The organism is Fusibacter sp., from assembly GCF_057447755.1.
Window position 1 is genome coordinate 1 of sequence record NZ_JBVBZF010000123.1, and the last position, 10,127, is coordinate 10,127.

8 protein-coding genes are annotated in these 10,127 nt (G+C 38.8%); all 8 read left to right on the forward strand.

Going from position 1 to position 10,127, the window contains the following annotated elements:
- Positions 1 to 1,764: transglutaminase TgpA family protein (locus AC220I_RS13300; RefSeq protein WP_486724332.1), on the forward strand; the 1,764-nt coding region annotated here is incomplete at its 5' end.
- A gap of 55 nt (positions 1,765 to 1,819) precedes the next feature.
- Positions 1,820 to 3,157, forward strand: coding sequence for a replicative DNA helicase (gene dnaB, locus AC220I_RS13305; RefSeq protein ID WP_486724333.1), 1,338 nt, complete (start codon positions 1,820 to 1,822; stop codon positions 3,155 to 3,157).
- Between the two features lie 6 nt (positions 3,158 to 3,163).
- On the forward strand, positions 3,164 to 3,754 hold the full coding sequence (locus tag AC220I_RS13310) for a GNAT family N-acetyltransferase (protein WP_486724334.1): 591 nt from the start codon (positions 3,164 to 3,166) through the stop codon (positions 3,752 to 3,754).
- A 182-nt stretch (positions 3,755 to 3,936) separates the two neighbouring features.
- Entirely contained in the window at positions 3,937 to 4,689 is a 753-nt protein-coding gene (locus tag AC220I_RS13315; RefSeq protein WP_486724335.1) for an IclR family transcriptional regulator, read from the forward strand.
- A gap of 54 nt (positions 4,690 to 4,743) precedes the next feature.
- On the forward strand, positions 4,744 to 6,162 hold the full coding sequence (locus tag AC220I_RS13320; RefSeq protein WP_486724336.1) for a YfcC family protein: 1,419 nt from the start codon (positions 4,744 to 4,746) through the stop codon (positions 6,160 to 6,162).
- A gap of 23 nt (positions 6,163 to 6,185) precedes the next feature.
- Entirely contained in the window at positions 6,186 to 7,391 is a 1,206-nt protein-coding gene (locus tag AC220I_RS13325) for a M20 family metallopeptidase (protein ID WP_486724337.1), read from the forward strand.
- Positions 7,392 to 7,475: 84 nt separating this feature from the next.
- Complete coding sequence (locus tag AC220I_RS13330) at positions 7,476 to 8,921, forward strand: amidohydrolase family protein (protein WP_486724338.1); 1,446 nt, start codon at positions 7,476 to 7,478, stop codon at positions 8,919 to 8,921.
- A gap of 46 nt (positions 8,922 to 8,967) precedes the next feature.
- Positions 8,968 to 10,127: M20 family metallopeptidase (locus tag AC220I_RS13335; RefSeq protein WP_486724339.1), on the forward strand; the 1,160-nt coding region annotated here is incomplete at its 3' end.

Genomic DNA, 10,127 nt, shown 5'->3' on the forward strand with positions numbered 1-10,127 from the left:
CCTAGAAAAATAGAAATTTACTATTTTATAGGCGTTTTCATTTTCTATGTACTGGACCGACAGGAATCCTTAAAAAAGCAAATGCAATACTACGGTCAGAGTCATTATAAACCCAATGGCCTATTTCAATTTTCTGCACTTGTCAGTATAGTGATGATAAGCGTTACAATCTTTCTAACGGCAGTGTTTCCACTTGATAGAGTAAATCGATTAACAGATCCTATTATGCCAAATTTTTGGGGTGGTAGAAGTGGTTATGCAAGTGAAAGCTTAAAAATGTATACCTTATTAGATACCCCCTATCAATCAAAGGAGAATCAACTTGGTGGTCCAATCACAAGTATTGATCGTGACACAGTCTTATTTTGGGTGAAGACAGATCAAAAATTAAAAGATTCACTTTATTTAAAAGGAAATGTTAAGGATTATTATGATGGCTATCAATGGGTCAGTCATGCCAATACTTATAAGAAAGCCTATGAGTTCTACTTGAGCAACCCGCAAAATGTCAAGTATTTGGAAAGTGATGCACCAGATAAAATTTCAGGAACCATTAGATTGGATCAGATGAACACTGTAACCCTTTTTACACCAATGGGCCTTTATGATACAAGTCTTGGAGACAAGGTATTTGTTTCGATTGATAACGAAGCCTTCTATAAGGCTGGTGCTTTTGTGAAGTTCTTGAGTGAATATAAGTTTAAGGCCACCAATAAGGACTACATGCTTTCAAAGGATGTAGATTATCTTCAGTTGCCTGGCAATATTGACAACGGGACCTATCAGCTTTCTAGGAATCTGGGAAATTATGGCTTAACCAACTATGAAAAAATGGTCATTATGACCAAGTTTTTATTGCAAAATTATGAGTACACACTCTATCCACCTGAATATGATAAAGACCGTGAATTCGTATCCAAATTTATCTTTGAAACACGAAAGGGCTATTGTACCTATTTTGCAACGGCACTCACGGTGATGGCAAGAATAAATGATATCCCTGCGCGCTATGTTGAAGGTTTCAGGGTTGATCCTGGACAAGAAGGTGGAGATGGCTATACTGCAGTCACAGAAGGTGATGCGCATGCATGGTGTGAAGTTTATTTAGAAGACAAGGGATGGGTTGTTTTTGAAAGCACACCGCCGTATGCGGCTGAAGCGCTTTCCTTGGAACGAAAATCAAGCTCGGAACTCAATGCTATGATTAGCAATGTAAGTTCTACCGTATTAACACCTATGCCTGAAGCCGTTAACAATTTTAAAGAAGGCCAACTCGAAGAAAATATGATTCTAGGAGACGATGGTGGTAATTCTGGAAATGTAAGACCTGAGGATCCACTAGGACCACAGTGGCAATTGGGTCAAATTATTTTAATCACAAGCTTTAGCCTTGTGGCGATTTTGATCCTATCCATACTTGCTATGGTTGGGTTAAATTTAAGCCGAATTAAGCCTAACGGAAGCCGGAGTCGAGTCCTTAGAATGATTTATTATTGTCAGTATCTACTCATGGCGTTATATCCTGACAAGGGAGTTCTGCTTGATTATTTGCTGGATGAAACGGTACTAACAGCTGAAGAGAAAAAGCGTGTTTTAGCCATCCTTTACAATGGAAAGAAGACCCTTAATCCAGACGTAATTAATGAAGCCGCGGTAATCATTAGTAATCTCATTGTGGCTTTGGAGAGTCAATATAAATCAGAATTTGGCTTATTGAGATTTTGTGACCTTAAAATTTTTAAGTTAAGAAAAATCATACGATAGGGCCTTAAATTCATGTTATAATATTAGTCAGTCGGAAAAGAAGTGAGAGGATAAAATGAACGTAAATTTAAAAACAATGCCACATGATATTAATGCAGAGCAAAGTGTTATTGGCTCATTATTATTAGACAGTGATTTAATTGGAGATGTTCTGGAAATCATCACCTTTGACGAGGAATTTTATAACGAGGCACATCGTGAGATTTTTAGGACAGTTAAGGAACTTTTTGCAGATGGTAAAACGGTGGATTTGATTACCATATCAGATGAACTCATGAAAAATCAATTGCTTGAAACGGTTGGTGGTTTTGAGTACTTAACCGAACTTTCGGATGTTGGAACATTGATTTCAAATGTGACAAATCATGCAAAGATTATCCATGAAAAATATATTTTAAGACGTTTGATCAAGTCATCGACAGATATTATGGAGAAGGGCTACAACAATCAAGATGTTGAAGGTCTTATTGAAGAAGCTGAATCAAACATATTTGAGATATCGCAAAATAAAAACAAAAAGGGCTTTCAACCGATCGCTGAAGTATTGCAGACAACCTATGACAAAATTGTGATGCTGCATGAGGACCCTCATGCGATGACTGGGATTTCAACCGGTTTTGAGGCACTTGACGAGATGACATCAGGGCTTCAAAAATCAGATTTAATCCTTGTTGCAGCAAGACCTTCTATGGGGAAAACAGCATTTGCGCTGAACCTCTGTCAGAATGCTGCTGTTAAAGAAAAGAAAAGCGTTGCCATTTTCAGTTTGGAGATGGCAGCTGACCAGCTGGTACAGCGTCTTTTGAGTGCTCAGTCCTTGGTCTCGATTTCGGAGATCAGATCGGGAAACATTCAAGATGATGATTGGTTCAAGCTTGCAAGAAGTAGTGCCCAGCTTGCGGAATCTAAAATATTCATAGATGATACACCGGGTATCACTGTTGCAGAGCTTAGAAGTAAATGCAGAAGACTCAAGATGAATCACGGTCTAGATATGATTATGATCGACTACATCCAGCTTATGTCTGGTGGTGGCAAACAGGAAAACAGACAACAAGAAATATCAACTATTTCGAGATCTCTAAAGCAGATTGGAAGAGAGATGCAGTGTCCTGTGATAGCACTTTCGCAGTTATCTCGTGCTTCGGAGTTAAGAGCAGATCATAGACCCATTCTCTCGGATTTACGTGAATCCGGTGCGATAGAGCAGGATGCCGATTTGGTAATGTTCCTCTATAGGGATGAATACTACAATCCAGAGACTGTGGACGAAAAATTAAAGGGAATTGGTGAAGTTATTATTGCCAAGCAAAGAAATGGTGAAACAGGCAAGGTTTATTTGGCTTGGTTAGGCCAGTATACAAAATTTGCAAATACTTCACAGATGAGGTGATGCCAAGTGCCTGAGTTCAGAAAGTTGAAAAGAAGAGACGTCTATCAATTTGCAAAATGGGGACGGCATGAGGACCCTCGTTTTTATCAGTATAATTTTCCCTTCGAGTCTGAAGAAGAGTTTGATGACTGGTTTAGTATGAAGCAAAGATGGATCCAAAGAAAAGTTTATGGCCTTTTTGTAGATGATTTTCCTGTTTCATTTGTAACCCTAAAGAACATTAATTGGTTTAAAAAGCGAGCAGAGCTCGGCATTGCCGTGGATCCAAATCACCTAAATGAAGGATATGGGACCACGTCTTTGAAAGCTTATTTGGATTATGTATTTACGCATTTTCCGATAGAGACAATGGTACTCAGAGTAGCTGCTTTTAATGAACGTGCCCAGAGAAGTTACGGAAAAGTTGGGTTTAGAGAAATTGATAGACGCATAGAAGTTTTTGAAGAGCAGGGCTTTAAAGACTTGATATTACAAACTTATGAGGATCAGTTTGATTTAATCCACGGTGAATTATGTACGGATTTTATCATCATGGCCATTAATAAAAAAGATTTTTACAAACAACAAATAATCAATGAAAACTCAAATATTGTATGATATTTGAGTTTTTTTTGTAAAAAAAATTGAGATATAAAGCGTTATGAGACCTGTCTCACTATAAATAGACAGAAAATTCACAAAATTGATTGACAAGGAAATATCCTTGTGTTAAATATTATGTGAGTTCAAGATGCGAACAGATGTTCATATTATGAACTTGCAATCAAACGGAGGTATAAATGTCAGATAAAATGACTGCCATCGGCAAATCTATTGAAATTATGAAGGCTTTATCAGAACCACCATATGCTTTTTCAGTACTTGAACTTAGCCAGAAACTAAATATTAACAGGACTACTGTTCATCGAATTTTAGTCGAGTTTCAAGAACACTATTTAGTCGTTCAAAATGAGGAGAAGAAGTATACGATTGGTCCAGAACTCTATCACATGGGGTCCAAGTATCTATATAAGACAAAAGGCTTTAATGTGATCAAGGAAATTGTTGAAAAGGTTGCTATTCAGCTCAAGCAAAATATTGGTTATACCATAATTGATAAAGGGCGTATTATGAATCTTTACGAATCAGAGCTTACAATGCCTGTCAAAATCACTTATGAGCATGGCTCCTTCTTCCCGATACACTGCGGTGCTTATGGTAAGACAATTATGGCAAACTATCAACCTCTTTCAGAGCTGGAAAGAATCGTAAGAAATACAGAGCTTGTTGCTAAAACTGAAAAAACCATTACAGACCCAGATGAGCTTTTGCAAGAGTATAAAAAAATTAGAGCCCAAGGATATGGCATTAGCGATGAAGAAAACATGAAAGGTGCATTTGGAATTGGGGTTCCAGTCTTTAAAGAAGATGGTACAATCCATGGTTGTATTGGCCTTGCAGCTCTTAAAAACTCATTGGATGAAGAGGCTTTGGAGACATACATCAAAGTATTGAGAAAAGGTGCTAAAGAAATTTCAAAATATATTATTTAAAGGTATCACAGCACAATGGCGGGGGTTCTTAAAAAATTATTTAGGAGGGATTTTATGAGTAGTGAAGCAATCAAAGACACACGTACTAAAATGAAAGTACCACACACCTATGTTATTCTTTTTGCAGTAATTATTATTATGGCCTTATTGACCTACTTGATTCCGGCTGGCGAGTTTGGAAGAATTGAAGATCCAAACACTGGTAGAATGGTAGTAGATGCAGCATCATTTCATGCGGTTGAACAAAATCCAATCAGCTTTTTTGGCTTATTTCAATCAATTCCCAAAGGGATGAGTGCAGCGTCAAGTATCATCTTCTTTATTTTTATTGTGGGAGGCTCATTCCAAATCATCACCGGTACAGGCGCAATTGAAGCTGGTATCTCTAGAATTGCAGTGAAACTAGAAGGCAAAGATAAGTTGATGATTCCAATATTTTTAGTCATTTTCTCCTTCTTTGGTGCAACAATTGGAATGGCTGAAGAGGCAATTGTATTTGTTCCCATAGGCATTGCACTTGCAAGGGCCTTAGGATATGACGCCATTGTGGGTACGGCGATGATTACTCTAGGTGCTGCATGTGGTTTTACTTCGGGATTTATGAATCCTTTTACGGTGGGCGTTGCACAAGGCATTGCTGAGTTGCCACTTTTTTCAGGGATTGCCTTCAGACTTGTTATTTTAGCTGTGATGCTTATCATTACAACGGTCTACTTGTTGAGATATGGCAATAAGGTCAAGTCAGACCCAAGTTATAGTATCGTGCATGAACTTGAAAAAGAAGAAAAACACAAAGTAATCGACCTTTCTCAGATTCCAGCATTTGAAAAACAGCATTATTTGGTCTTGCTAACTTTAATCGTAGGCTTCGGCTTTATTATCTATGGTGTTTTTAAACAAGGCTGGTACATCACTGAGATTGCATCCGCATTTTTAGCAATGGGAATTATTGGTGGCTTACTTGGCAAAATGGGACCAAGTGCAATTTCCAAAGAATTTGTTGAAGGTGCAAGAGGGATTGTCTTTGGTGCATTAGTAGTAGGTATTGCAAGGGGCATTCTAGTGGTGATGCAAGATGGCGCCATTATTGATGCAATCATTAACGGTCTAGCGATTGGCATTCAAAATTTACCAAAGTCCATAGCTGTTTTAGGCATGTATATTGTTCAAGTAATCATCAATTTCTTCATACCTTCAGGCAGTGGACAAGCTGCTGCAACAATGCCGATTATGGTACCACTTTCAGACGTTTTGACAATCAATAGACAGGTTGCTGTTATGGCGTATCAATTTGGTGATGGCTTTACAAACTCCATTATACCAACATCGGCAGCCTTAATGGGTGTTTTATCTGTTGCTAAGATTTCATATGAAAAATGGGTCAAGTTCTTATGGCCTCTCATGCTTATTTGGATAGCGACTGGTGCTGTATTCTTGTTTATTGCAAATATGATAAACTATGGACCATTTTAACAAGATATGAAAAGAGTGATTAGATGAAAATACAGAATAAAGTACCAGACTTAAGGTCTTTTTATACACCTGAGGAAGTTCATGCACTTGCTCAAAAATTAGTTCAAATCCCAAGCCATAAAGATGTACCTAACAGAGAAAGAGATGTCGCACTGTTTATTAAAAACTTTTGCAGTGAAAATGGCCTTCATGCAGAACTCGATGCAGTAGAAGGCGAACGTTACAATGTCTATATAAGCTTGAAGGGAAAAACGCCTGGAAAGACTTTGCTTTTTAATGGGCATACAGATACAGTGCCACCTTATGAGATGACAATAGCACCCTATGAAGGCCTCATAAAAGACGGTTATTTGTGGGGGCGTGGTAGTAATGATATGAAGGGTGCGCTTGCGGCGATGATGATCGCTATGCTCGCCATAAAACGTTCGCGGTTGAGTTTTAGAGGAGAGATTATTATTGCTGCGGTTGTGGGTGAAGAAGAGCAAAGTGACGGTACAGAGCAAGTTGTTTTAAAAGGCATCAAAGCAGATGGTGCAATTGTGGGAGAACCCTCTAATTACGAGTATGCCATTGGCCATAGGGGACTTGAGTGGATAGAATTTGAGTTCACTGGAAAAGCCGCTCATGGTGGTGTCCCTAAGGAGGGTATAAACGCAATTTCAATGGCATCTAAGTTTATTCAAGCAGTTGAACGTGATTTGATTCCCAAAATTGAAGAAAGAGATAACCCATATATGGGGCCGTCGGTAATGAATTTCGGGAAAATAGTCGGTGGTACTCAGCCTTCCACAGTGGCAGATCAGTGTAGACTTCAACTTGACCGTCGCTATGTTCTGGGCGAGTCAGTGCATTCGGTTTTAGATGAATATCAGATGATTATTGATCAGCTCCGTGGCAAAATACCAGAGTTTGAATGTAAGATGACCAGAATGCCATCAAATATGATGAAAAAGTATGACCACATGTACCATTATACAGACCCTGATGAAGCAATTGTAAAGGTTGTAACTTCAGTACTGGGAAGGCACCTTAAAGAAGAACCTCAGATCACCAGAAAAAGGGGTTGGACAGATGCTGCCACCCTATCCTATTATGGCAAGATTCCCACCGTCATTACAGGACCAGGGCGTATTGAAGATTCACATACAAAGGCAGAAAAAATCAGCTTAAAAGCCCTAGAAGATTATGTGGTTTTATATGCAGAAATGGCACTTGAATTTTTAGAATAGGCATATGTCTGTGAACCCTTTATTGCCCTATTAATGAAGGGTTCACAGATTCCCCAATTTCAAGGTCATTTAGGAGGCAAGCGCATGACACTTAAAATTATAAATGGTAGTATCCCTAATTTTGATACAATGGCACTTGAAAAAAAAGACATACTGATAGATGACGGTAAGATTATTTGGATTGGTTCACATGGTGAGGACATACCTCTTAAGAATCTGGCACCCAATGCCCTAAGAAGCCAAAGCGAATCTTTTTTTGAAGACATAAAAGAAATTGATGCGTCTAATAAAATCGTTTCACCGGGTTTTATCGATATCCATATGCATGAAGAAACATTCGAAAATCATGTAAAAGAATCCCCAAAATTAGATGAATATTATGCATCGTACTATGAACTGAAAATGGGCGTTACCACCTGTGTTGCAGGTAATTGTGGTAACAACAGACAATCTGTAAAGGATTTTAAGAATTATATTGAAAAAGAAGGGGCACCAGTTAATTACATGACTTTTATTGGTCATAATTATTTGCGAAATCTAGTGGGCATTAGCGATCGTTATAGAGCCGCAAATGATAAAGAGATTGCACTGATGCAGTCTGAAATCAAGACCAATCTTGAGCATGGCATAATTGGCTTGTCCTTTGGCATAGAATACTCACCTGGCATTACTTTTGATGAAATGATTAAACTTACCCAAGCTTTTTCAAACAAGCGTTACTTGCTCTCTGCACATTTTCGAAAGGATGCTGAAGGTGCTTATGCATCAATTGAAGAGCTCGTTGAACTTTCAAAGGTAACAGGTCATCCAATGCAAGTTTCTCATATTGGATCTTGCAGCGCTTATGGTGATATGAAAAGCTCACTGGCATTGATAGAAAAGAGCAGGGCAGAAGGCCTTGATATAATGGCGGATTGCTACCCCTATGATGCCTTTGCAACCTATATTGGTTCAGCTGTATTTGATGAGGGCTGTTTTGATCGATGGCAGAGAGATTATAGTGCTATTTTGCTGACAGAAGAACCTTACAAGAACACCAGGTGTGATGAGAAGCTCTTTTATCAGGTGAGAAAATCGCATCCTGATATGATTGCTGCGGCTTTTGTAATGAATGAAACAGAAGTTGTTGAAGCCCTTAAAGCACCTTTTGTCTTTGTGGGCAGTGATTCTCTATACAAGAAAGATCAAGGACATCCTAGGGGTGCAGGCACTTTTCCAAGAGTCTTATCAAAATATGTAAGAGAAAATAATCAAATCGACATGATGACTGCACTTTGGAAAATGACTGCAGGACCTGCTAAGAGGTTAAATCTAGTGGATAAGGGGCGTATTGAAGTTGGTAAGGATGCAGATCTTGTCATTTTTGATGCTGAAAGCATCCAAGATCATGCAAGTTTTTCTGAGCCAACGCAAGCCCCATCTGGTATAGAATATGTGATTTTGAATGGTAAAATAGCGGTTAAGGCAAATCAAATAATGGACGGCAGGCTAGGAAAATATATATCTTATAAACCCATCGTCAATGCGTGAGTTGGTTAATGTATAATAGACGATGGCTTAGGAAAGAAGGGACTAAATGAATACACGTGAAATCATTGCTAAGTTCAGTGATGAAATAGGTCAAAAGACAGAAGCACTAATGCCGGAACTCATCGAGTTGAGCGAGAGCATTTATAAGGAACCGGAACTTGGAAATGAAGAGTTTGAGTCTGCCAAAAAACATATTTCATACTTAAAAAAATATGGGTTTGACATAATCCATCCTTATTTAGGGGCGAAGACAGGTTTTAAAGCGGTTTTTGAATCAAATAAAAAAGGACCTACAATTGCTTATCTCAGTGAGTATGATGCTTTGCCTGATATCGGACATGGCTGTGGTCATAACATTTTAGGGGCAACCAGTACTGGGGCAGGAATTGTTTTGAAATCAATTGTCGAAAAAATTGGAGGCACTGTGGTGGTTTTTGGAACACCAGCTGAAGAAACCAGTGGCGCTAAAGTACTATATGCAAATGAGGGGGCTTTTGATGATGTGGATATTGCACTTGTGGCACATCCAAACAGCAGTTACAACAGGAGCGGTCGTTCACTTGCAATGGAAGCAATCCAGTTTGATTATTTTGGCAAAACATCGCATGCGGCAGCAGCACCTGAGAAGGGAATTAATGCTCTAGATGCAGTGATTAACACCTTTAATAACATCAATGCTTTGAGGCAACAGACCGCACCTGATGCTCGGATACATGGCATCATAAAAAAAGGAGGTCAAGTTGCAAATGTCATTCCGGATCATACCGTTGCTCAGTTTTATGTGAGAGCACAAACCAAATCATACCTTACAGAATTGGTTGAAAAGGTCAAAGCTTGTGCTGAAGGGGCATCTATAGCTGCTGGAACCACACTTAAGATTTCAAATTATGAATACAGCTATGATAACCTGGTTACAAATGAAACACTGTCGCAACTTTTTTTAGACCAATTAGAGGTCTTTGGCATTTCAAATGTCAATGAAGCGCGAGATTCATTTGGATCACTGGATGCTGGTAATGTTAGTCATAAGTGTCCAACCATCCACCCTTATTTTGACATCGTTGGTGATACAAGTGTCGTGGCACATACGCGGGCATTTGCTGAAAGTACACTTACCCCCTATGCTTACGAAAACATGAAGCATGTCATCAGCGCATTGGTTCTCACGGGGGTACAAGTTATTGAGCAAGAGTCTCTCTTAAAAAG